At 36.3% G+C, this 24,224-nt stretch carries 19 protein-coding genes; 1 reads left to right on the forward strand and 18 read right to left on the reverse strand.

Going from position 1 to position 24,224, the window contains the following annotated elements; genetic code table 11:
• Positions 1-118: 118 nt before the first annotated feature.
• The gene (locus MMG00_RS06355; protein ID WP_242153344.1) at positions 119-973 is read right to left on the reverse strand and encodes a c-type cytochrome; all 855 of its coding nucleotides are present in this window, start codon (positions 971-973) and stop codon (positions 119-121) included.
• Between the two features lie 110 nt (positions 974-1,083).
• Complete coding sequence (locus MMG00_RS06360) at positions 1,084-2,421, reverse strand: cytochrome c (RefSeq protein WP_242153013.1); 1,338 nt, start codon at positions 2,419-2,421, stop codon at positions 1,084-1,086.
• A gap of 597 nt (positions 2,422-3,018) precedes the next feature.
• Between MMG00_RS06360 and MMG00_RS06365 the strand changes: the two genes are divergently transcribed.
• Complete coding sequence (locus MMG00_RS06365; protein WP_242153016.1) at positions 3,019-4,521, forward strand: aldehyde dehydrogenase family protein; 1,503 nt, start codon at positions 3,019-3,021, stop codon at positions 4,519-4,521.
• 176 nt (positions 4,522-4,697) lie between these two features.
• Here MMG00_RS06365 and glaH read toward each other — a convergent pair whose 3' ends face one another.
• The 16 genes from glaH to MMG00_RS06445 form a co-directional block, all read right to left on the reverse strand.
• Positions 4,698-5,615 carry a glutarate dioxygenase GlaH gene (gene glaH / locus MMG00_RS06370; protein WP_242153019.1) on the reverse strand — a complete coding sequence of 306 codons (918 nt, stop codon included), beginning with the start codon at positions 5,613-5,615 and terminating at the stop codon, positions 4,698-4,700.
• Positions 5,616-6,115: 500 nt separating this feature from the next.
• The gene (locus MMG00_RS06375) at positions 6,116-6,433 is read right to left on the reverse strand and encodes a DUF3870 domain-containing protein (protein ID WP_255837739.1); all 318 of its coding nucleotides are present in this window, start codon (positions 6,431-6,433) and stop codon (positions 6,116-6,118) included.
• Between the two features lie 167 nt (positions 6,434-6,600).
• Positions 6,601-7,383, reverse strand: a complete 783-nt coding sequence (locus MMG00_RS06380) for a hypothetical protein (RefSeq protein ID WP_242153022.1) — start codon at positions 7,381-7,383, stop codon at positions 6,601-6,603.
• A gap of 192 nt (positions 7,384-7,575) precedes the next feature.
• Positions 7,576-9,681 (reverse strand): capsule polysaccharide biogenesis protein, encoded by a 2,106-nt coding sequence (locus tag MMG00_RS06385; protein WP_242153025.1) that lies wholly within the window; start codon positions 9,679-9,681, stop codon positions 7,576-7,578.
• Between the two features lie 22 nt (positions 9,682-9,703).
• Positions 9,704-10,618 carry a CgeB family protein gene (locus tag MMG00_RS06390; RefSeq protein WP_242153351.1) on the reverse strand — a complete coding sequence of 305 codons (915 nt, stop codon included), beginning with the start codon at positions 10,616-10,618 and terminating at the stop codon, positions 9,704-9,706.
• 44 nt (positions 10,619-10,662) lie between these two features.
• A complete protein-coding gene (locus MMG00_RS06395) occupies positions 10,663-11,394 on the reverse strand; it encodes a DUF6270 domain-containing protein (RefSeq protein WP_242153028.1) in 732 nt (243 codons plus the stop codon).
• Positions 11,395-11,402: 8 nt separating this feature from the next.
• A complete protein-coding gene (locus MMG00_RS06400; protein ID WP_242153030.1) occupies positions 11,403-12,845 on the reverse strand; it encodes a hypothetical protein in 1,443 nt (480 codons plus the stop codon).
• 24 nt (positions 12,846-12,869) lie between these two features.
• A complete protein-coding gene (locus MMG00_RS06405) occupies positions 12,870-13,949 on the reverse strand; it encodes a CgeB family protein (protein ID WP_242153033.1) in 1,080 nt (359 codons plus the stop codon).
• A gap of 1 nt (position 13,950) precedes the next feature.
• The gene (locus MMG00_RS06410) at positions 13,951-15,864 is read right to left on the reverse strand and encodes a CgeB family protein (RefSeq protein WP_242153036.1); all 1,914 of its coding nucleotides are present in this window, start codon (positions 15,862-15,864) and stop codon (positions 13,951-13,953) included.
• 5 nt (positions 15,865-15,869) lie between these two features.
• Positions 15,870-17,102 carry a UDP-N-acetyl-D-mannosamine dehydrogenase gene (gene wecC / locus MMG00_RS06415; RefSeq protein WP_242153039.1) on the reverse strand — a complete coding sequence of 411 codons (1,233 nt, stop codon included), beginning with the start codon at positions 17,100-17,102 and terminating at the stop codon, positions 15,870-15,872.
• Between the two features lie 159 nt (positions 17,103-17,261).
• Positions 17,262-18,383: a non-hydrolyzing UDP-N-acetylglucosamine 2-epimerase gene (gene wecB, locus MMG00_RS06420; protein ID WP_270049373.1), complete on the reverse strand. Its 1,122-nt coding sequence runs from the start codon at positions 18,381-18,383 to the stop codon at positions 17,262-17,264.
• A 61-nt stretch (positions 18,384-18,444) separates the two neighbouring features.
• Positions 18,445-19,104 carry an ABC transporter ATP-binding protein gene (locus MMG00_RS06425; protein ID WP_242153041.1) on the reverse strand — a complete coding sequence of 220 codons (660 nt, stop codon included), beginning with the start codon at positions 19,102-19,104 and terminating at the stop codon, positions 18,445-18,447.
• The gene (locus tag MMG00_RS06430; protein ID WP_242153044.1) at positions 19,101-19,895 is read right to left on the reverse strand and encodes an ABC transporter permease; all 795 of its coding nucleotides are present in this window, start codon (positions 19,893-19,895) and stop codon (positions 19,101-19,103) included. Before MMG00_RS06430 ends, MMG00_RS06425 begins: the two co-directional genes overlap by 4 nt.
• A 168-nt stretch (positions 19,896-20,063) precedes the next feature.
• Positions 20,064-21,215 (reverse strand): polysaccharide biosynthesis/export family protein, encoded by a 1,152-nt coding sequence (locus tag MMG00_RS06435; protein WP_242153047.1) that lies wholly within the window; start codon positions 21,213-21,215, stop codon positions 20,064-20,066.
• 27 nt (positions 21,216-21,242) lie between these two features.
• Positions 21,243-22,316 (reverse strand): KpsE/RkpR family capsule polysaccharide export protein, encoded by a 1,074-nt coding sequence (locus MMG00_RS06440; RefSeq protein ID WP_242153050.1) that lies wholly within the window; start codon positions 22,314-22,316, stop codon positions 21,243-21,245.
• A 300-nt stretch (positions 22,317-22,616) separates the two neighbouring features.
• Positions 22,617-23,855 carry a capsule polysaccharide biogenesis protein gene (locus tag MMG00_RS06445; protein ID WP_242153054.1) on the reverse strand — a complete coding sequence of 413 codons (1,239 nt, stop codon included), beginning with the start codon at positions 23,853-23,855 and terminating at the stop codon, positions 22,617-22,619.
• Positions 23,856-24,224 lie beyond the last annotated feature (369 nt).

Consider the following 24,224-nt stretch of genomic DNA (forward strand, 5'->3'; position numbering starts at 1 on the left):
TGACGGGATTAGATCAATACCTCAAGTATGATATTTACATATATTGACACCAATCATACATTTCATTAACTATTTTAAATCCGTCTTATTAGCTACTAGATAACTCCTTATTTTAGGGTTAATAACGAGCATCTTTTGGCTTTTTACCATTAGGCCAGTCATTGACTTTCCCTTCAAAATCAGGTCTTGGTAGATGGGTAAAGTACTCAGAAACATCAATGGCTTCTTGATCTGTTAAAACACCGCCCTGTCCCCAAGCGCCCTCTTTACTAACCGCCATAGGCATATTGAATTTTACAAAGCTTGCAGCTTTATAAGTTCTTGCCATACCAGCGCCAATATTGAAGGATTCAGGCCCCCAAAGTGGTGGGAAGATGAGATTTCCACGTTTATCTTTTAAACCTTCCCCTTGATCCCCATGACAGGTTGCACATTGCGCCTCATAGACTAATTGACCATTAACAGGATCAGGAACTAAGCTCTCATCCACGAGCGGCGCATTGATAATATCCACCTTTGCGCCTTCTGGTTGTGATTGACTTAACCAATCCATATAAGCGAGCATCGCCTTCATTTCTGGTGATTCAGGATGAAGCGGTTTTCCATTCATTGAACGCTGGAAACAACCATTAATACGCCCTGTTAAATCCACCATTTTCCCAGCTCTTGGCATTACTTTTGGATATTGATGAGATGTTGTGAGGTAAGGCGCGCCAAAGTTTGCCTTTCCTTCAGCAACGTGACAGCTATTACAGTTCATCGTTGCCCCGACATTATCAGGGAGCATTCTCTTTGTTTCATTTAAAAGAAGTTTTCCGTACATAATCTCATCAGAATTAGGCTCTTTTAAGATCTCAAGATCTGATGGTACGGTATACCAACCTAGATCATTCCCCTCTTTATCTACCATCGCAAAACGATCAGGATCAGCCTCTGTTAATTCATTTGCCGTTACTGTAGAACCAACAAACATCACGCTAGCAATCAAAGAACATAGTAATCCTCTTTTTAATTGAGACAGCGAGGTTGCCATATTCGAACGGTATTTCATATTTTTATTCGCTTTCATATTTCTGCTCTCCCTTAATTCAATGTGATATTCGGTGCTTTATGACGAAGGAACTGACGAATTTCAGCAACATCTTCTGCCGATACTTCAGGAGAAGTGTTATTCCAGCTATTTCGAATAAAGTTAATAATAATCGCCACCTCATCATCACTTAAGTGATTAAATGCCGGCATAGTAAATGCCATTCTATCCGCTGGTGTTTCCGGCATTTTACCGCCCTCTAAAGTCACCTGAATTACAGATTGCGCATTATTAGCTAATACGGCACTATTTAAATTAAGTGCCGGGAAAATTCTTGACACCCCTTCACCATCTGCGCGGTGACAGGTATAACAATGCTCGACATATAAAATCGCACCGGGATCTTTATACTTCCCAGAAAGAAGCAGATCTGTTGTTGTATCTTCTTTTTTCGGTAATTCTAAAATCTTATTAGGCGCTGGTGTTAACTGTTTTAAATAAGCCGCCGTTGCATTTAAATCTCTCTCACTCCAATATTGCGAACTATGCTCGACAACATCGGTCATTGCACCAAAAGCGATCACTTTATCGGTTCGTCCTGTTTTTAAGAACTCTACAATGTCGCCATCGCTCCAGAGTTTTAAACCTTGTACTTCCCCACGAAGGCTTTTTGCTCTCCAGCCATCAATTAAAGCACCAGATAAATAAAGGTCTGAATCATTTGAGAGCGCTTTCTCCTGATAAGCAATCCCGCGCGGCGTATGACATGCACCACAATGTCCCGGTCCTTCAACTAAATATGCCCCATGATTTTCAAGCTCTGTTAAAGCAGGATTGGGTTCAAAGTCTCTAATCGGCGAGAATAAGAACTGCCAATAAGCAACCGGCCAACGCATGCTCATCACCCAAGGAAAAGTGCTTGGTGCGTTAGCTTTTTTAACTGCCGGCACTTTTTCCATAAAGTAAGCATACATCGCCTGCATATCATCATCAGACATAATCGTATATGAGGTATATGGCATTGCCGGATAAAGCGGTGCATTATCTTTTCTAACACCATGTTTCACCGCATTGGTGAATTCCGTTAAACTATAATTACCAATCCCAGTTTCTGCATCTGGTGTGATATTGGTTGAATAAATAGCGCCAAAAGGCGTCTGCATTGCAAGTCCTCCGGCATATTCTGCATCGCCAGGAACACTATGACATGCAGCACAATCTGATAATCTTGCGAGATATTCTCCTTTTTTTATTAATGCTTCGTCATATTTTAATGCCGCAACCTCAGATTCAGGTGCTTTTCGTGATTTCATAATGAATGATGAACCGGCATACGCTGCCAAAAATCCAATCACTCCTATGGCGACTAACCAACTGATGATTTTCTTCATATTTTCTTCCCCTTTAAACCAGCTTAATAATGCTTAAAATTTCGTTAAACCCTATAAACTTGATGGTTTTCAGTCTACCTGAAAGTAAGAAATCACAGAATGCTATCCCAATGGGGGATTGACAAACAGACTATAAAGGTATGTTTAAAAATAGACATTGTTTATCAATCACTTGAAATATTTTTTGCATAAAATGACATTTCATCAAATAAAATTTAATCTACTTTTATCAGAAAAATCGCATAAACCTATGACTTTCATCAAATTAAAATCATGAGTATTAACAATGTGCAATAAAGTGATCGTAAAGGGCAAAAAAGCAGATAAAGATCAAAGCTAAGTCTATGCTTTAAATATCCTTTTTAATAAAAAGGATGAAAATTTCTTTTAAGTTTCTGGATAAATAAAAAATTATTTTGAAAACAGAATATTAAAGCCTAAGTTTTATGGGATATAAAAAGTGACTACTTCATAAAACACTATCTTTCTGCCATATAATCATCAATACTGAAATAACCAATAAAAAAAATATTAATATATTCCCCGCTAATGGGGATTATTGATTATTAATCTATCATATCTGGAGGATAATTATCTATGAAGACGACTTTATCTCAAGCGACCCTTAATTTTTTACAACAGCCATTAGGTTCATTCATTAATGGCAAAGTCATTACCACAAAAACACAGGAATCCCTAGAGATTTTTAATCCGGCAACAGGTCTTGCCATTGCTAGCGTTCCTATCTGCAGTAAGCAGGATTTAGAAGAAGCTGTGCAATGTGCCCATGAATCATTTATTGATGGCAGATGGGCGAATATGCGCCCTGCGGAAAGAGAAAGAGTTTTATATAAACTCTCTGAACTACTTATCGAGCATCAAGAGACATTGGCACAACTAGAAACCTTAAACCAAGGAAAATGTATTCGTATGGCAAGAGCCATAGAAGTGGGATCTACCGCAGAATATATCCGCTATATTGCAGGCTGGTGTACGAAAATTACCGGTGATACCTTCGATATCTCTATCCCTTCCTCCTCTACAGATTTTACCTCTTATACTAAAAGATCGCCTATCGGTGTTGTCGGCGCTATCGCTCCTTGGAATTTTCCGCTCTCAATTGCCGCATGGAAAAGTGTTCCCGCCCTTGCCGCAGGTTGCTCTGTAGTCTTAAAACCGGCTCAAGAGACACCTCTTACAGCTCTATTTTTAGCAAAGCTTGCAATCGAAGCTGGCGTTCCTAAAGGGGTATTTAATGTATTGGTCGGCGCTGATGGCGATATTGGGCAGCAATTAGTTGAGCATCCCACCATTCGTAAAGTCACCTTTACAGGTTCTACCGCTGTAGGGAAAAAGGTAGGCAAAGCCGCTGTTGAACATATGGCGCACTTCTCCTTAGAATTAGGGGGGAAAAACCCGATGATTATCATGGATGATATCCCTATAAAGCAAGCTGTTGATGGCATTATGATCGGTGCATTTTTAAACTCAGGCCAAGTTTGCGCTGCTGCATCTCGCATTTATCTTCATGAAAATATTTATGAGGAAGTTAAAACTGAGCTTTCTAAAGTGATTAAAAATCTCGTGGTAGGAGATGGGCTTGATGAAAAAACACAAATCTCCCCTGTGGTCTCTGCCAAGCAGCAAGCAAGCATTAAAGCCCATATCGCAAAAGCTAAAGCAGAAGGCGCAACCATTTTAAGCGGAGCTATTCCAGAAGATTCTACTGGTTTCTATATTCCGCCGACCATCATTACCGATATCAAACCATCGGCACGAATTTTAGTAGATGAAGTATTTGGCCCTGTTGTAGCGCTTATCCCCTTTAAAGAAACTCAAGAAGTTATCAAACTTGCTAATGAGACGGAATATGGCTTAGCGGCGAGTATTTGGACCCACAATCTTAATGAGGCAATGCAGATTGTTCCTAAAATAGAAGCTGGAACGGTTTGGGTTAATGCCCATGTTTTAATAGATCCTGCCATGCCATTTGGAGGCGTGAAGCAATCAGGTATCGGGAGAGAATTTGGGAAAACCGCCGTAGAGAGCTTTACAGAATTAAAGTCTGTCTGTATTGCTTACCCTAAACTTCCACAATAATCGTTTTGTATTTAACCTCCCTTTATAGAAAAGGGTATATTAATAAAAAAAGCCCTGATGACCATCCATCAGGGCTCTTCTTTTTAGATATATAAATGAGCGATTTCTTTCTTTTTAACTAATAAATATATCCATCTCTTAACGTTATTCTTAAAATATCAACAGGATCTTCTCGATTACTCGTAGAAGTGACCACGTTGACGGAGAAGCTCACGGTTTAAGTTAGGGTTTTTCTCAAATGCAGCACGTCCATGCATCCAGAACTCATTATTTAATACCACTAAATTACCGACATTTAATTTAAGCTCAATAACGCTCTTATCAGACTCAATTGAATGAGAAAGTGCTTTTAAGAATTTCGCTTCTTCGATTGTTTCAGGATATGCAAACTGATCAATAAAGCAGATACATGGCTTATTATTTTTTAAGAAGAATAATTTACGGAAAACAACTTCTTGAACATTTTTACTAGGAGGCGCGATATATTGGAACTTATGCTCCCCTAATGGGCTCTTATAGAACTTGTCGAGCTCTGACCAATCATCTAAGTGAAGTAAACGGCTCTCTCCACCTACGGCATTTTCTTCAACCATCTTCATCATAAGCAACCAGTCTGTTGCTTCGTTAACGAATGTTCCATCTGTATGCATTGTGAAAAGACGATATGCTTGACGTAAATATGAGTCACTTGCATCTGTATCTTTCACCACAAAACGTGCATAGTATTTACCTGTCATTGAGTCAAAGTTAGAGATTCCCACTAAATGCGCAATTGCCGTTGAGAAAATCACATACTCATCTGTATCTTTTGATACGCCTTCAAGACCAATTGTAAAACCACCTGTTTCACGATCATTAACGATATCACGAAGCATATTACCAAATTCATTACCAACTTCTTCATCAAGATAGCTTGCGATCACTTGGCGCTCATAAGGGGTATATTCTAGATGCTGTACACTGATATCTTCTTTGCGGATACGATCGAGGAAATTTTTCACAACTTCTTGCGATAATTTAATATCTAACAAACGCTTTGATTGCGCATTGTAACTAATTTCTAACTTACTATTTTTTTGAACAAATCTAGACATAATATTCTCCATTTTTTTATCAAGCTTACTTGGGATATTCCCTCATTCGCTCTTTTAATATTCTAAAATTTCACTAAACTTATAATTTTTTTACACCCTGTTAACTGTAACGACTTATTTTTGATCAAAAAAAACCAGAGAACAGACACAAATAGTAATAAATATCTTACTACATTGTTTCTATTCACTGGTTGATCCATCCTTATTTGTCGCGGCTAAGCGATCTACGAATGGTTTTGCAGTTACTATTAACAGCATTTTAAATTCTTTGTATCAAGTTTAGAGAGTGGGAAAGGTCATGGATGTAACCCGGCACTGCTCTTTTCGATACTTCAACCTGAATGTAGCATGCAACTAAACCGATTGCCAATCTTTTTTTACTTTTTTCACAAAACAATCACAATTTTGTCACAAATAGCTGATAAAATCTCACCTACAAACATTGTGCTAGCCCTATTATAAGGGATTTCGTAGAATTTATCGAATGTTGGGAAAATCCCCTACTTTCTTTTCGCATTTTGATATTGATGCTCTAAATCACGAAGCGCTGCAATTAAAGCACTGGTTGCTTTTCCTCGATAACTATCCTCAATCGCCTCAATAATCGTCTCTATGCCATCATTTAGGCTATATCCTCGAAGCAGTGTTCCTATAAAGTTTCTTCCAAGCTCTGTAATCAATGTACAATCTGCCGCTAAAATCACCCCATATTTTGGCTCTATCTCCACAGTAATGGTCATGGATTCAAAAACTGTTTTCGCCGCCATCCCCTGCGGTAAACGCGCATAACCTGCTAAAAAAAGTGTTTTACTATTCACTTTATAACTCCAATTTGTATAAAATTATTTTGATATCTCTCATCACATTCATAAAGGCGACGTTAATCTACCTTCCCTCATTCTTACTCTATTGACGTTATAACGAATCGGATAAAATATTACAATGGAGAAATGATTAATTTAAAATCTTAAAATATTATTTCACTTTAAAACCGATAGCTAATCCCAATCATCGGCCCTTTTTGTGTGACATCATAAACAACCCCTTTACGGCGATAATCAACGCCCGTAGCACGATAGCCAGCTGCAATTGTAAAATCCTTTGTCATAGACCAATTCAGTAACAATGCCACATCCCAATCTGATTTAGCCCCACCTTTGCCGGCTAATCCCCATGCTGTCATTGAAAATTGATCATTAATTTTATAATAACCCCGAAGCCCCGCAGTGACATCTAACCATGATTTATTAATGCCGGCAGATCGACCTGTAAAAGGGCCACCACTGAGCGATAAATCCACATCAGTATGCCAAGCACGAACGCCGCCGACTAAATCTAAACGCGTAAATTGATTACTCCAGATCGTATATCCCATCCCCGCAAATCCTGTAATCACTCGCCCACTTGCATCAATCTCGTTTGCCGGCACTTGTGGGGGCAATCTATATTGAAGACTACTATCGATATACATAAAATCAAAAAGGAAACTATAGGAACCTTTCCTCGCTTCCCCCATCACCATTGCGGAAAGATCCACATTACTGACAATATCTGAAAACCTAGACTTCACATAATGCGTCCCGATATAGCGATGTCCTAAATCTCCATGAACGCTCGCAGCCCAAATATAAGGAGCAATCCTAAAAGACCATTCCTCTTGTAATTGAGGCTCTTTCGCATACGATACTCCGCAACTAAAGGTGAGAATGAAACCTCCTAACACCCAATTATTAAATGCATTTAGTATGTTATTTTTAGTCGCCGGCATTCGCATTAATGTACTCCTTCATTCTTAAGGCTATTTTTAAAATCAATAAGATTAGATCATTACAAGCAATATACTTTATATTTCAAAAATCTAAAAAGTATAAATATAATAATCTTGAAGTATTTTTAAGATAAAAGGAGATGAAGCCTTTGTCGTAATAAAAGACTGATATGACCAATTGATATATAGGTGTTACCACTTCAAGGTTTGCAATAACCCCAATAATTGACGATATTTTCGTACTGGCCACGTGGTTTTTAATTTAGATGGGCCTTGCTGCTTTGCTCGCTCTTGCGATAACGCTTCTAATGTTACCTTTGCATTAGTTAACTTCCCTGTTTGAATATTTAAATATTCTGGGTACAAAAGTAATGTGCCGGCAATAAGCTCTAATAATGATAAACGTCGTTTTCGGCGCCCTTCTAACTGATAGAGATCTGTAGTTAAGCCCCATCCTGCATAAAATGGAATCCCATAGCAAAATACTTTTTTATCTCGCAATAGCGCTTCAAATCCTGCGAGAGATGTCATCGTATGGACTTCTTTACACTGTTCGATCAGCACCATAATATCCGTCTCTGGCATAACACTATCGGCAAATTGTAATGCAATATTATCAGGAATATTCCCTATTCGATTACCGCTTACCACATCAGGATGTGGTTTATAAATAATATACGCTTGAGGGTTATTTTCCCGAACATGCTTTAACAATCCTAAATTAGTACAAATCTCTCGTGTTCCTGTTTGAATCGAGGCATCATCTTCTACTTGCCCTGGCACTAATAAAACCGGTTTATCTACTGGCAATTGTTGAGTTATCTTACTGTTACCGACGTTATATTTACCTATTTTTTCCGCTATCAGCTGAGTCTGCAGGCTTTTGGCCTCGGCAAGTACTTTGAGGTTAAAATCACTCTTTTCTAAAATCATCTCTAACCGAGAAGGTTTACTCGCATCAAAATAGATTCCTAAATCATCTATCACTAATGATCTTGGTGCAACAAGATTTGAGCCCAAACCAACAGAACGAATAAACCCATCTTCCATGCGTAATACGGTGATATGATTGTCACTTGCCCACGCTTCTAATGATAAGAATTTTTTTCCCCACAACAACAACCGCATATGACAGGTAGACTTCTCTGCAAATGCTTTTTTTAAGACTTCTTCACTCTTAAAAAAACGTAGCTGATTAGCTGTTGTTTTTAAAAAAGGCGTCATAATCTGCCGCTTCCACCAAGAGAGCCCCACAATCCAGATCTCCCCTTGTAAAAGCTTCTCTCGCTCTTTCATCATGATGAGATAATCAATCACATCAAAAATGGTTCCACGTTCATTGGTAAAGGGGTTAATATATCGGCAATATTGAAGATAACTTGCAGTAAAGAGTTCTAATAATGTTCTGTGCTGGCGGCGGGATTTGAACTCAGGCGCGGAGACTTGCAAATTTCGGTCATCTGTTAATCCCCATCCGGCATACCAAGGAATTCCAAATGTGATCACCTCTTTACCATAGAGAAGTGCTTCAAACCCCATTTGCGAGGTAACAGCATAAACTTTATCCATCCTCTCAAGAAGAGAATGCGGATGAATATCCTCCGCTAAAAACTCAATATTTGGGTGCTTATCTCTATTTTTCTGATACCGAGCCAGAAAATCACTATAGTGCCCCTGCCTTTTCCCCACTAACACATCAGGATGAATCTTAATCCAGATTTTAGCGGTTGGGTTTTCAACAATAGCGCTTTCAAGCATTTCTTGAAAAGTCTGTGCCGTTGCGCTGCCATAAACCAGCGACATATCCCCAAAAGTCTGATCAATGACTAAAACGTGCTTCTTCGTTTTAGGAAAAGAGAGATGTGCCGGCAATCCCTCTAAAATGTGATTATATTTAGTGAGCTTATTCTCAAAAATAAGCGACATCGCCCCAGCCGCATCTGCTAGATCCTCAACAAGGTTTTCCTTATCTAAAATCAACTGCTCCAAGCTAGAAGGTTTCGTTGTATCGTAATAAATCCCTAAATCATCAACTACAAGAGATAATGGATCATCGCCATTAACGCCAAGATCCATAGAGCGTAAAAATCCATCTTCAATTAAAAGTGCTGAATTAACTGACGACATCTCTGCAATTCTTATAGCTCTTTTACCACTAGGCTTATATCCCCATCCTAAGATGCTACTCTCTTCAGCTCGATTCCCAACGGAGATTTTATAATCGGCAAAGAAAGAACGCCACCTAGAAAGGCGGCGCCAGAGACCATGGCTTAGGTAGGGGATTTTAATCTGCTTCATAGAACCTTTATAAACCTATTTGCTATTTTAGCCCAATGATTTTAGCCATATCATCTAACCGATGCTCCCAAGTATGATATTGAGCTACATATTCAGCACCGGCACGTGCACGCTCTAAATCATCTTTGTTGGGTCCATATTTTAATCTTGCAAATAGCTCCTGCATCTCTTCCTCATTATTCACTACATGGCAATACTCCGCAAACATCTTATCAACAGATTCTGCTGGCGTTGTAACCGCGATACCACCACAGGCTAATATCTCAACTAACCGGCGAGAAAACATCGTTGGTGAATCTGTAATAGTATTCACATTAAGAGATACTAAGTAATCCTTATAAATCTGCCCAGTTTTAGGATATTTTACAGCCTTTTTAATATCCATATTAGGATAAACAGGATAACGATAATTTTGAGATTTTCGCTTAGAATTACGATCAAACACCGTTAATCCCAGTCCTGTATCGGTTGCAGACTCAAATAACTGATCTTGCCACTGCCGGCGAATATCATGAATATGATGACTATAACTTCCTACAAAATTGGCACGATGATGCTTAAAATTAAACCCATCAAAATAATGAAACTTTGGCTGCACGGCAAACATCATCGTATGAATCGATGCATCTTGCCCCATTACAGCTTTGTAACGAGGGATACACGTCTCATCCACTGTAAAGACATGATCAAAAAGTTTTGCACTATCAATAAAGCGATCGAAATGAACGCCATCTTCTTTATTCCAAAAGACCGTAGGAATCCCACGATCTTTCGCTTTTTGTACTAACTTCTTGAGCTTATCATTATTACGCTCAGGGTGATCAGGGTAAGAAGCAATCTTATACTTCCAACGATTCCAGCGTCCTTGCCAGGCTGATTCTACGAACAAAAAATCACAATTAACCCTAAAAAAAATATATGATTTTCTATAACTCATTAGTGCTAGCTCACTAATATTGTCAGCAATAAGATTAAAACATTTTACCATCGTTCACTGCCAACTTTTTGTAAAAAAAACAAAAAATATTGATAAACATCTTCAATATAATGAAATGGCGCTAATCCCCACTTATGATTACAGCTTCCTACAAAAATATTTTCAGGATAATTTACAAATTGTTTTTCAGGTAAATATTTTCTCGCTATTTCATAAAGAGAATTCAAAAAATCATTACAATACTCTATACGGCTAGGAGAACTATTAGGAAATCCGAGCCCTTGATCTGTTTCTTTTGAAAAAAAGACATTGTTTATAATAATCTTATTTTCGCCAGCAACCTCTATTATTTTTTTAAGACCCTCCTCCCAATGGAGTAAAAAAATATCTTCATCGGGCATAATTTTTTTTGCATCACGAATATTTATTAACCTACTTTTATGAAATTCATCTGAATTAGTAACATAGAGTTCCGGAGTTAACTCAATTAAACCAAATCTCTCATCTATACAATCAATTACAAGATAATCAAAATCAGAATTTAGAATTAAATCTAATAAAGAATTTCCCCATTCTCGTAATAATGTCTTTCGTTGAAAAGGCGATGGTACATTTTCAATAAATTGTTTATTGTCAGCATCTATTTGCGAAAATGCAGGATAAGCCAATCTTGCTAATGAATATCTTGCGACATATTCAACATTTTCAAATAAATCTATATTGTTCGGTGTGAAAGCATCCCTTGAAACACAAGAACCCGATATAAAAACTTTCATTTCCTCTCCTAATTAATAGCAAGATCTTCTAACTCAGGAAGTCTCTCATTTATTATTTTCAAAAAAACTAAATTATTAAAACGATCTTTCAACGGGACAGATAACATTTTTTTTAAGATGTCTCTACAATTGTATAAGTTTATAGTTTCAAAGGCAGGATCCCCTTCAATTAACACCTGAGACATCCATATTCCCATTCTATGCTCCCAATAAAACATGTCAAAAACATCATAATTTTTTAAACTTAAAAAATTATGAGTCTCAATAAACTCAATAAATGCATTTTTTACCTCTTCCTCATTCTGTGCATATGGATGGTATGCTCTCAACACTTTATCTAAAACAGTTGCATTATTTGCTGTCATCTCCCAGTAATAGGCAAAAATCCCATAATAAAGTCGACCTATTTCAGCTAAATTACTTCTTATATGCAAAGAATTATTTGGTCGATAAAAAGATGACAATTTATTTTTATAAAAAAACGCTATTTTCTTTCCATGATTATAGATAGTATTTCTATTTAAAATATTACAAAATTCTAGGAAATCGGTACTTTCACAGTTTTTTGAGGTTAGTATTAATTCATTATAATTTTTTATACCCAATCTTTGAACTATATCCTTAGAAACTATTATATCTTTCTCATGTTTCCCATCAAGATTATAAGTAAAAAAAGATATATCATCCCAAAAAGGTCTCAAACTAGCCAAAGTACACCTACTGTCCTGTCCTGCAGTAACAGATAATAATATTTGCTCATAATTTTTTTCCTGCAATAACTTAAATTGCTTTTGTAATTGGACAACTAAACTTTCAGCAATATCTTCGATGCAATTATTAACAATCAAATCCTTTCTTGGAAAATAACGAATGATTTTATTTTTTCTAACATCAAGATATACATTAGGTAATAATTGCCTAATGTCTTTATACTTTGTTGTTATCCCTGGGTAACCATATTCATAACTAATATGCTTAGGTTTATTCCTATATATATCTGATAATTCTCTTTTTATACCAGAAAAATCTAAAATCATTTCTAAATGTGATGAAATCACTAAGGGATATACACTAATATCTGTATAAAAAACTGACTTCATAGCACAAGCATCAGTATATATTTTCATATTACTATTATGTGATGTAATTAATATATAAGTACCACTTAAATGATCTATATAATCATGAAAAGCATCTTCTCCATTATAAATTAATTCTGATAAAAGCCGAGAAGCAATCAAATAGTTATCAGAATTCTCAGATAATAAGTCTAAACATAATCCAGCAACAACTACAAAATCCTTCTGATTTCTACAAATAGCTACATCTAACCAATTGTGGTAATAAAAAACAAACTCGTTATCAAGAACTAGCTTATTAAAGCTATCGGGCAGAACTTCCACATTTCTATTAGTTAAATAGTAACCTCTACAATACAATATATTACTCAAATTATTCACCACATAAAATTAAATCTAATACATATTCTCTTCGTAATTCTCGTTATACTTCATAAACATTTTAGCGCGGCTATTGACCGATTGACTCTGTAGTTTTTTCAAATTTTGCACTATATCTAACAAAAATAATCCTCTAGAAATAGCTGAAAAACTTTTTTGAAATCTTGAATATATATTATATGACTCGCTAACTGCATAATCATAATCCTCACATATATTTTTAATATAACCTTGAAGAGACTTTATGTCACTCGCCACATATATTTCAGGGAATGCTTCTTTCATTCTATAATCTCCAACAGCAGCGATGGGCAACCCACTTGAAGCATATTGAATTACTCTACTTGGAAACTGAAAATAGCCTAAGTTAGCTAACTCTTCAAAATTATAATCAAGCCCATCATATTCTTTAAAAAACTGAGGAATACTAACCCCAATTTTAGCTTTAGATAATACTTCTGATACCTTATATGTATGCAAATACCCTTCCCGAATAAATCCCCCATGCATTCCTAAAGGATCCGAATCTAATAATCCAAAAATTTTCTTCTCAAAAGGCAAAGAAGCCAACTCCATATACCTTTTTCTTCTTACCTGCCCATTCATATTACCTAAAAAAATAATGTCATAATCAGCAAGTTTTGGCTGATAAACATTTGGAAAACTTATATGATCTGTCCAGAAAGGAAAATTGAACCCCCTTGGATGCCCCTGATTTTCATAAAATTGCATTACATCACTATAACCGCAATGTAATACTATATCGTAACTATTCACTACCAGAGAATAACAAGTCTTATATAAAACGGGATCATCAGAAAGCCAAATAGCTGTTAGCATTTTGCTAGAAACATAGTCAACCATTTCAGGCAACAAATTCATAGGGCGGAAAGATATAAATAAATCGCCTCCCGCCTCACAAACCTTCTTGATTTCCGTCCACATAAAATCAATATCTTTCTGACTACTAACCATAGAATGCCCATGCAATATCAAATCAGTAAAAATGACTTCGTGACCTAAAAACTCTAAAGCTCTTTTTAGGCTTTCACCTAAATGTCTTTCCAAGATTGAATCAAAAATTATTACCTTCATCCTATATTCCTATTTTTGAATTGGATTTATAAACCATATTCTCTATATCTTTCACTGATGCTTTCCTGTCATCTAGATGCAAAATATTAAATGGATCTATCAAAAATAAATCTCTATTTGGAGCTTTTACTTTGCCATTTATTAGATCTATAGCAATACTATCGATTGCTATATCTTTTATTAACAATGTATTCAAATCAGCTGATTCTATGACACTGTACCAATTAGGATTATTTACAGAAAAATCAAAGTCTACCAATAACTTGGAATATTTGAAATAAGGGCTTCTAACAATCGCTTTTGATCCACTATATTTAAAAGATAACAACATTCCCAAGAGATTTTTCTGATAATTATAAATTGTATCTTGTGTTAGATAAGTGTAAGAAATATCTACGTTAGTATTGATATATTGCTCAAGAACAAATTCAGACAAATTAACGATCTTAACTATTTCATTATCAATAATTAAATCTAGCTTGCTAGACTTAACAATTATAATTTCTACTACCTTCACACCTTCTTGATTCAAAAGAGTATCAATATAACTATCTATATTTTGATAACCATGATATTTAGCTATGACCCTAATACTTTCAACTTTTCTAGCATGCCCAGCTTGATCATTAATTACGCTTTTCATACTCGCCCATCTATCTTCATAAGTATGGTTAGCTAAAACCTCTCTAATTCCTAAAACTGATTGTTTATGCCAAAAATATGAGTCAGTAAGTAATTTATTTACTGCTAATTTAGCTTCTTCTTCAGTTCGTACCGTTAAAACTATTCCTGGAAACTGTTCCGTAACTGCTTTTGATGGCGTAGATACAATTGGAGTACCGCTTGCTAGCAGTTCATAAACTCTCCTAGACATCATAGTTGTAGACTGAGTAATTGTATTAACATTCAAGAAAACCTGAAAATTTTTATAAAGCTCGGTCATTTTTTCAAAATTCACACTATCCCTGATAATATTTTTATATTTATCTGGATAAGCATACCTACCACTAGTATCTTTTGAAGCTCTATCATAAATAACTCCTTCACTCTCCAGTAAAGCCGGAAGTAGCATATCCATTTGCTTTTTACGATCCGGATGATTTTCAGAGTAATAAGTACCAGCAAAACAAACTGTTTCCTTCGGTAATGAAAATCTATTAATAGGATTAGTTTTCTTTATTGGAGCAGCAAAGGGCAACGCCCATACTTTATCTGTATTTAATTCATTTTTATATCTTCCTATTATTTGCTCATCTGTAGTAAAAACATAATCTGCCAATGCGGCTATTGGCTTAAACATCTCATAATGCATAGGATCTTCTTTATTCCAAAAAATAATAGGTATCCCTTTTTTCTTCAATAAACTTATAGCATCTAATAGCGCTTGTGCATTAGAATGCTGTAGCTTTGGTGAGGTAAATGCATAAATCCAACTACCTTTATTTGCATTCCATGCACTTTCAAAAAAAGCAAATTGGCTTTTTGTAGTTGAAATTTGTTTCTGATAATCTTTACGTACTAAAGCAAAACCATTAAAAGCATCTTTCCAGCAAATTTCTGATATCGGATCAAATAAAGTAAGCCCTTGAAAAAGACCATCAGAATCCACATTGCTTGTCTTAATATTCCCTTCAAAAGTTATCGGTTTAGGCTGAGCTAATAATTCTTTATTTTTTCGCCTTTTACTTTCTTGATACAACAAAAATAAGTTCTTAGGCATAAAAATAAAACCTGACAGACTACCAAAGCTATCAATAATTATCTTTCCTAATTGGAAAGATATTGTGTTTTCTTCATTTATTGCATTCTCTGACTTTTTAACACTTTTCTCTAACTGCAATATTTGGTTCTGCATTAATCTATTAGTTTCCTGCAGTGCTAATAGTTGCTGTTCTATTTTTTTATTTTTTTTCATAATATTTACTTCACAAAACTAATTAAGTATTCATTAGTGGCGATTTCTGAAAATTCCTTGTGCCCCACCAACATTACTCCAATGTCCATAGATTTAATCCCCCTCTCTAAGTCTATAAGATTAAATGAAAGATCATTACGCTGTAGTGTATTAATATTTGGCTCTACAGCATCGACTTGATTAGGATAAAGTTTAGCAAGTTTTTCAGTAATCAAAAGAGCAGGACTTTCACGAAGATCGTCAATATTTGGTTTAAATGCAAGACCATAACAAACAATTTTCACATCTGATTTTGATTTTCCTGATTTCACTACAAATGCATCTACTGCTTCATTAACCTTATTAATCACCCACTCAGGCTTACCTTCGTTCACTTCGCGCGCTAGACGAGTAATTTTTGCAAGCTCTGGGGTTTTATCGACGATAAACCAAGGATCAACTGCAATACAATGCCCACCTACACCAGGGCCTGGCTGAAGGATGTTCACGCGAGGATGGCGGTTTGCAAGCGAAATGAGCTCCCAAACGTTAATATCGAGCTGATCTGAAATTAGTGATAACTCATTCGCAAAAGCGATATTGACATCACGGAAAGCATTTTCTGTTAACTTACTCATCTCTGCTGTACGAGCATTGGTTTTAATGAGGTCTGCTTTTACAAAGATACGATAAACCTCAATTGCTTTATCTGCACAATCTTCGGTAATGCCGCCAATAATACGGTCATTCTCTACAAGTTCCTTGACGACTTGCCCAGGTAATACTCGCTCTGGGCAGTATGCTACATAAATATCATGGCCTTCTTGCCCTTCATGCGGGAATTTAAGATCAGGTCTTGCAGCTTCTAACCAACCAATCATCGCTTCTGTCGTGCCTACTGGTGAGGTTGATTCTAAGATAATTGTATTTCCCTTTTCTAATACTGGGGCAATACTTTTTGCAACAGCTTCAATATAACTTGTATCTGGTACGTGATCCCCTTTGAAAGGGGTTGGCACAGCAATCACAAATGCATCTGCCTTTTCCGGCGTATTTGTTGCACGAAGTGTCCCTTTTGTGACAGCACCACGAACAATTTCTTCTAAAAAAGGCTCAACAATATGGATTTTACCTTGATTGATCGTATCAATCGCGTGCTGATTAACATCCACACCAATGACATTTGCGCCATTTGCCGCAAACATTGCTGCCGCTGGTAACCCAATATAACCAAGTCCTAATACCGAAACTGTTTTCATTCTTTTATCCTTAAATTTGAAGGTCGTTACCCTGAATACTTTAACTATATTTTACTTTAGTCTACTAACGCAGTAGACCATAAGCAGTTCAGACTATTTATAAATAATATTTTTTTAAATACACCTTATAAATAAACTAAACTGCCTATTTTAACTAACTTAAATTACTGCCGTTAACAACCGAGCGACTATTTTTTGTGAGGCAGTCCCATCCCCATAGGGGTTTTTCGCACCAGCCATAGTGGCGTAATAAGCCTCATCATCAAGAAGCTTAATACATTCTGCAAGGATATTATCCTTACATGATCCTACTAATTTAACCGTTCCTGCGGCTACCGCTTCTGGTCTCTCCGTTGTATCACGCATGACTAATACCGGCTTCCCAAGTGATGGAGCCTCTTCTTGAATACCGCCAGAATCACTTAAGATAATACGTGCATGCTTCATTAGATAGACAAATGGGAGATAATCCTGTGGCTCAATTAAGTTCACATTCGGCACATCCCCTAAGATCTCCATAATTGGTAAACGTACCTTAGGATTCATATGCATGGGTAATACAAAATTAAGATGCGGATATCTCTCTGCTAGTGCTTTAACAGCATTAGAGATATTGATGATACCTTCCCCGTGATTTTCTCGTCTGTGTGCTGTTACGAGTACAGACGATCCTTCCTCTTTTAAAAATGGAAAGCGGGCCTGCATCTCTTTTGCTAATTCAGCTTCTTCCAGTTTTTTAACAACAGAGAGAAGTGCATCAATTACCGTATTTCCTGTAACTTCGATTTTATGATCGTGAATTGATTCTTTAAGAAGATTTTGTCTTGCTTCTTCTGTTGGAGAAAAGTGTAGCCCTGTTAATACGCCTGTTAAACAGCGGTTACCCTCTTCCGGCCATGGAGAATATAGATTATAAGTTCGAAGCCCTGCTTCCACATGCCCAATTTTAATCTGCTGATAAAAAGCCGCCAAACTTGCCGCAAAAGTCGTTGAAGTATCCCCATGAACCAGAATATAATCAGGCTTAAACTCTTTAAGAATTGGCGTCAAATTCATTAAAATATCAGTTGTGATGCCTTCTAAAGTTTGCCCTTGCTTCATGATATTGAGATCATAATGTGGAGTAATCTCAAATAACGCTAAAACCTGATCTAACATTTCACGATGCTGCGCAGTTACACAAACTCGTGACTCAATCGCAGGATGCTTCTCTAGCTCCTTCACCAGTGGAGCCATTTTTATTGCTTCTGGCCGCGTTCCAAATATGGTTAATACTCTCACTATTTCTTCCTTTTCAACTTCAATAACCCATCTAATAAATCATTTTTGCATCTATTTATAATTATAAATTTTGATAAATTTTAATGCCTTCTTCCACATCATCATAAATAGTTGCTTTCCCTTTATCCAATACAATGACCAAATCACACATTGTACGTACCTGTGTCATTCCATGTGTAACCAAAATAATATTCGCCTTACCTACTTTAGCTTCAAAAGCATCGCTCGCCTTCTTTTTAAAATGAGCATCTCCAACAGACATTGCTTCATCAACAATGTAGTAATCAAAATCAAAGGCAAGACTTAAGCCAAAGGCAACTCGCCCTCTCATCCCTGAAGAATATGTTTTAACAGGCAAATCAAAATAATCATCAATCTCCGCAAACTCTTCTACATATTTTACTTTTTCAAGCATGGAAGAGCCCCGAAACCCCTGTGTTCGAGCTATAAATTTGACATTTTCACGAGCCGATAAGGACCCTTGAAAACCACCAGATAGACCAACTGGCCAAGAAATAGATTGCTCTGTTATTATATGCCCACTATCAGGACTATCCACTTTTGCAAGCAGATTCATGAGCGTTGATTTACCAGCACCATTTTTACCAATAATGGCTACATTTTGTCCTGACGGGATCTCAAATGAAAGATCCTTAAAGACGTATTTACGCCCTGCTTTATGGTGGAGATATGACTTAGTGAGATTTTCGATCTTAATCATTTAACTAATAGCCTCTCACGACGAAGTCGATAAAGCCCTAAAGCAACACATAAAGTAATAATTGTAATAATAAAAGGGTACTCCCAACTAACACCATTAATACCTGGGTAATGAGAAAATACACCCTCCCTAATATTACTAATAAGATGTGCAAAAGGATTCCATAAGAGCCATGGCAAATATTTATCTGGCACAATCCAAAGAGGGAACACAATACCCGACATCAGATAAAGGGGTAAAAATAGAATTCGAATAATCGACTTCAGATTAGGCATCATCAATGTAATTATTGAAAAAATAACCCCTAAACTGAAGGCAAACAATATTCCTACCAACAGAGCTATTAACCATTCAATGGGATATGACACTAAACTATCATAACCAAACCAAAATCCAAAAATAAAGCTAAAAACTAAATATACTATTGATGAGATGGATATTTCAACTAAGACTCTAGCTAAATAGGTGTCAAAAACTTTAATATTAGGATAAGAAAATAGCGCCTGATTCGCCCCTATTGAATCCATTAGCTTAAAAATAATATTACGCATTAAGAAAAAAGGAATCATGCCTGTGAGAAGGAACATTGGCATCTCTATACCTGGCATTGAACGAGCACGAAGAACTGTAAAAATAAACATCATAAAGGCAATATTTGCCATAGGCTCAAATATTTCCCAAAAAGCGCCCATTCGACGACTTCCAAACCTAGTCAAATACTCACGCAAAACAAGCGCAAAAAGCACATCTTGCATGATTCTAAATGGGGTTCTTTTCGTATTTACGTCCATGTATATTTTAAACTCTAATATTTTCCTATAAATTATATCTGCAAATTAATTAGATCAGATTTTACAAGCCAGATTTATTAAAACAACTGCATTTATAATAATTTACCCATTAATATAAAATAACTACTAACAACAGACTCCTGATTATTAGTAGTTATCTAGCAATTATTACTTATCTATTGTATTACCCAATACTAATACCTGAACAATTGGGGCAATTAACTTTTGGAACTCATACGTTGCGGCATTTGTGACGTAAACCGCATCATCTGGATGCATTAAAAACTGTCTTGCAACAAACATCGATGTTGGATCTTTAAGGTTTAATTGAAACACAACAGGTTTCTCTTTAGAGGTAATTGTATTAGACACTGCATCATACTCAATCCCATCTGATAATCTAAAGACAAATACACCACTGGCATTTGCTTTTGATTCACTTAATCCCCCAATCGTGCCTAGCACATCTAAAAGAGAAGCATTTTTAGCAGGGAAATCATGGAGTCCAGGATTTTGGACTGCACCCATCGCTACAAAACGTTGCTTCGCACGCTCTACCACAACCTCTGTATTTGCCGGGATCGGATGGTTCATCCCATTAAGAAGATCTTCATAGTTATACTTTGTGACACTTGAACCATTACGTACGACAACGTCTACTAAATATGGCTCTAATTTTGGACCACCGGCAAGGTTTACTGCATCAAGAAGGGTCAATGGACCTTCTAATGTAGAAAAGCGTCCTGGTTTATTCACATCACCAGCTACTAATACTGATCCACCTAAGTCTCCGACAATATTAATCACAACTTGTGGGTCAGTTACATATCTTTTAAGTTGTTCGCGGACTTTTTGCTCAGCCTCAATCGTCGTTAATCCACGAAGATTTATCACCCCAGCATAAGGCAATGAAATTTCACCACGACTATTTAAACGGACCTTTTCAAACACCGTACCGCCTGTCGCGAGTGGGGCAAAGAGTGCGCCATCTTCAGCGCTATCGGCAACCATAATAGAGATGACATCCCCAGAGATCATACGAAGTTCTGGCATTGATGGCTTACTCACCGAGGAGTTAAGCTTTGTCGTCTTAGGACGCATATAATCTTTAATAGTACTTGGCGATAATTCAACAAACTGGTAACCATTTACTAACGTTGCTTCACCACTATTTGTTTTATTTTGTTGATTCACGATGGATGCTTTACCAGGCCCAGCAGCAGATATAATGCCAGAGCAAGCAGAAACGGCAAAGGGTAAAGCAATAATTAATGAATACTTCGCTATATTTTTAATAGATACAAATGAATGCTTTTTCATATAATTCCTATTCACCTTTAAAACGAACTATTCACGATGATCGCGGATAGAAGCAAGTAAAAATTGAGTAATACCGTATAGTAACAATAAAACAATAAAGATGGTTATTAAGTTATAGATCGTCCGTGGATAAGATGCTTTTTCTGGCAAATTAGGCTGTACCACAGCAATAAGGCTACGTATATTTTTAATCGTTTCAAGCTTTGCATTTTCCACAATAGCTAAGCTAGTTTTATAAAATTCTTCGGCAACTAATAAATCTACCTGTAAACGGCGATATTCAAATGCAATGGTATTTAAGTTTAAGATATCTTCAGCCGCCTTAAAATCGCCCGAAGTAATTTTACGTTGCTCAGCCTCAAGTTGCTTGATTAGAGCATTAATCTTATTTTCCTGAGAGCGTATTTGCGGTGCATTATCAGCAAGTCTTGTTTTAAGCGCATTTAATCTTGCCTTTTCTTTTACAATCTCCGCCTCTAGATTTGACACAATTTGTGACATCGACTCTGCGGTTACTTCCGCATTAAAGAGATTATGCTCATTTTGAAACGCCAGTAGCTCTGCTTGTTTTTCTTCATACCTTTCAGTGGACGCTAAAAGCTCTCGTCTTGCAAAAGCAAGCTGCTCATCTGCCATAGAACGGGTGATATTATTTACGAAGATCTCACTTTGCACTAAGATTTCTTTTAATACTGCCTGCGCATACTCACTTGAAAAGGCTTGAACATCAACTTGTAAAAGTCCTGTTGTCTCATCATAGTTAGTCGTCACCATACGCTGATAAAACTTTAATTTTTCTTCACTCGGCGCACTACTAGAAAGATAAAAAAGAGGATCGTTCCACTTCCCTGAGTAATTATCTGTCCAATTAAGCTTTTTTTCTAAGACTTGGAGCATATCGTGAGAAACAATATACTCTTTAAGGTAGAGGGTATCTTCGCGTGAAACAGGGTCAACAGCGCCCATTAAAAGCGCAAGCCCCGGCATACCTGCTTGTTGCCCACTCTCCTGCTGCCTGACGACGACTTGCGAGGAGCTAACATAACGATTTGACGCAAAAACAAAGAGATAAATAGCAGCGATCACGAAAGGGATAATCACAATTCCCAAAATATATCGGTTTTTGAATAAAGATCTTATTTTATGATTCATATATGCCTATTTACCGCCACTCTAAGAGTATTAAAAACACCCTAACCACAATTTTTTTACCATTACTGACGATATATAAATCATTAGATAATGGCTTATTAAAGCCAGAGTAAATCTTAACAGAAAAATGTTATCGCTAACATAATTGCTGAAAGATAATATCAGCATCAAAGAGTATTGTAAAATAACCAACAGACTCAAAAAACTACAATAAATCTCTAACCTTCAAAATTTTAAATTAAAAATTAGCTATTTAAACTCTTTTACACGCAACTGGTCTAAATAATAAAATGAGCCATTCAATTGTGTTTTATAGCGAAGCAGTGATAAATAACAATTCACATTAGCAATACTTGGCGCCTCTGCCTTTTGCCAAAACTCTCTTAATGATAAAGAACTTGTTAATCCGGGAATATCATAATGTGCATTACCAATCACCTTCACCGGTAAATGATGAATTAAAGCAGAGATTCCACTGGTGCTATTAACCACTACCATTCCCTCTGCCGAGCGAAGTAGATCCGGCATTGAGATCTCATGCATGTAAAAGATCCTGTCTTGCACCCCCTTACGAGTTGCAAGCCTTGTAATGAGTTTTTGATAATTGCTAAATCCCCGATCCATCGGATGATGCTTTATGACCAACTTACAATCCTGAGGAGCATAGAGCGCAAAAGAGTGAACAACCTTTCGAATATAAGCAGACATCGACAACCCACGCCCATGACGAATGATCTGATTATCATTATGCACCTGCAAAGGAAAAATAAAAAACTTACCAAAGGTATTACTTCGAATCTTATTGGCAATATGACGATCTTTATATTGGTAATATTTTTTTAAAATCGCAGCCTTAATCCAAGCACCCGCATAAATACGCAGCCGACGCTCACGGTGATGAATATAGTCAGGAAAAGTACATTTTTTACGAGCCATTTGCCAATAGTAGCGCATTGCCATTTTTGCTCGCGAAAAAAAATTAGCAGCTAAAGGCAAAATATCTTCATGCTTGGCTCTTTGTGCTTTACGAACTAAATCACAATAGAGCTCAGCTTCGTAGCGCTCTTTTTCCCTACAAAGAGAGCTATTATAATTTACGCCCCATTTTTCAAATGTAATGTAGTGCGGTCTTAAGTACCCTTCTTCAAAAGCCCAAAATGTCATCCCATCATTTTTTAAACAAAATGATTTTGCGAGCTTATGATAAATACGCCCATCACCAAAACAGACAATCGTATCAATTTTATGAATCGCCACAAATTGCGCTAAATACTCAGGAAAGCCACCCACATCACCTGTATAATTAAAAACTTGCGAAGATAATGGCGCATAAAACTCATCACCACCATTAAAATTAATTTTAAAGACTGTTTTTTGATGCCGATCAATAAGATAATCTTGTAGATGAGTAAAAAATGGGCCAATAGGTCCCTGCAATAGCAAAATTCTCTGGCTATTTTTTAAAAACTCATCCCAGAAACTTTCCATTCGGGGCTTCTCTCCTACACTATAAAACGACATATCATCATCTTATAATGAAGGATATATCTAGATTCTGCACTCATTAAAAATTATTGTAAATAACCATAACCGCCCTAAAGAGGGAGGTAATTATCTCATATTATTTACTTTTTTGGCTTTTAAATTCTACCTGATCAGCAAAAAAACTAATACCTTGCCATCAAAATAGCTATAAACCTCTTATTATTAAGTAATGAATCATATATAAAAAAAACTTTATTTACAATACAGTTACACATTTTATTATTTTATATCTTAAATTTAAATTAAATTATCCTAACTTGTACTATGAGAAATTGGATTATGATTTACCAAAATTTCATGTTGTACCTGCAT

Origin of the sequence: Ignatzschineria rhizosphaerae (assembly GCF_022655595.1) — a bacterium.
Lineage (GTDB): Bacteria > Pseudomonadota > Gammaproteobacteria > Cardiobacteriales > Wohlfahrtiimonadaceae > Ignatzschineria > Ignatzschineria rhizosphaerae.